Below are 1,553 nucleotides of genomic sequence, written 5' to 3'. Positions count from 1 at the left end.
CATCACCCTTTCACGAAGGATCAAAGATGGTATACTCCCTATTCCCCGATGTAAGGATCCTGAGTTGTGTACGATCTGCCCATTTACCTCAACCTGTGATGCAGACTTTGATGTTATTCTTCCTGATAAGCCAAAAGAGAAGGAAGGATTAAGCAAACCGCAGAGTAACGTATATCTAAATAATACAGGTAATGGAGAGCATTTCCTCACCAGGTTGGTAGAAACGCTCCGCCTTCTCTCTATTCCGGTTCTCCCGGCAGGATACACCACCGGTCCACGGTTTATCAGGCTGAAGATAATTCCTGATCTCTCAAAAAGAGTCACTTTCTCCAAGATTGCTAATCGTGCGGTAGATATCCAGCTTGGGTTATCACTCGCTGCTCCTCCTCTTATTCAGGCTCAAAGCGGGTATATCAGCTGTGATGTGCCGCATGATGAATGGAAGCCATTTGATGTCCAATCCTTGATCCGGGATGGAAAACCATCATCCAGGTCAGTCTGTGCGTTTCCAATCGGGAGGCGGATCGACGGGTCGGTATTGATAGGCGATCTGGCAGATCCGGTAATGACCAGTTGTCTTATCGGAGGGACATCCGGGTCAGGCAAGAGTGAATTAATTCGGTCACTGGTTATTGGGATTACCCTTGCAAATGCATCAACCCCAGTCTCATTCATTCTTATAGATCCCAAACGGGTAACATTCACCGATTTTGTATCCTTCCCATCTCTTTTCATGCCGGTTATCATGGATCCAGACAAGGCAATGGAGATTCTTGCAGGATGTGTCAATGAGATGGAGGAGAGGTATGTACATCTTGAAAAGACCGGGTATTCTAACATCTCTGATTATAATGCCCGGGAATCTGAACCTTTGACCCGGCGGATCATTGTCATCGATGAGTATGCAGACCTTATTATGAATAAAACAACAAAAGAAGCGCTTGAGACTGCTATTCAGAAGATTGGGCAGAAAGGGAGGGCAGCAGGTTTTCATCTGATTTTAGCAACCCAGCGGCCGGATGCACGAATCATTACCGGCGTAATTAAAGCAAATCTTCAACTTAAGATCGCTCTGAAAGTGACGTCTTCATCAAATTCGCGAATCATTCTTGATGAGTCAGGGGCAGAATGTCTGGCAGGGTATGGAGATATGCTCATTGGTGGAAGTGTCCCTGTGCAACGATTGCAAGGAGCCCTGGTTTCATCTGGTGATTTCTCGGCTTGCGGAAAGAATTAATATCTGTTTTGATGTCACCCTCTCTGAAGGAATGCAGGGGGTCTCTCAATGGAGTGACCAGGTCATTTATAGATACCTGTTGGATCTTATCACATAAAATCAGGATACGACAAAAATAATTATGGATATATGAGCGTAACCATCCGACCTGCGGTTCGTAATGACTGTCCCCGGCTCCTTGAGCTCATCAAAGAACTCGCCGAATATGAACGTGCACTGCATGAAGTTGAAGTATTACTGGAACATTTTGAAGAATCAGGATTTGGCCCGGCCCCGGTCTGGTGAGCCATTGTTGCAGAAGTTGATGATCTCGTTG

2 protein-coding genes are annotated in these 1,553 nt (G+C 45.8%); both read left to right on the top strand.

Going from position 1 to position 1,553, the window contains the following annotated elements:
• Window positions 1–1,237: FtsK/SpoIIIE domain-containing protein (locus tag PLA23_RS13330; RefSeq protein ID WP_324475524.1), on the top strand; the 1,237-nt coding region annotated here is incomplete at its 5' end.
• A 129-nt stretch (window positions 1,238–1,366) separates the two neighbouring features.
• Entirely contained in the window at window positions 1,367–1,522 is a 156-nt protein-coding gene (locus PLA23_RS13325) for a GNAT family N-acetyltransferase (protein ID WP_324330172.1), read from the top strand.
• Window positions 1,523–1,553 lie beyond the last annotated feature (31 nt).

Origin of the sequence: Methanospirillum sp., from assembly GCF_035406105.1 — an archaeon.
GTDB lineage: Archaea > Halobacteriota > Methanomicrobia > Methanomicrobiales > Methanospirillaceae > Methanospirillum.
Note: the sequence above shows the minus strand (reverse complement) of the source record. Positions and strands in the feature narration are given on the sequence as shown.

Excerpts from the sequence above, each read along its gene's own strand:
- PLA23_RS13325 (WP_324330172.1), top strand. The coding sequence starts at position 1,367 with ATGAGCGTAACCATCCGACCTGCGGTTCGTAATGACTGTCCCCGGCTC.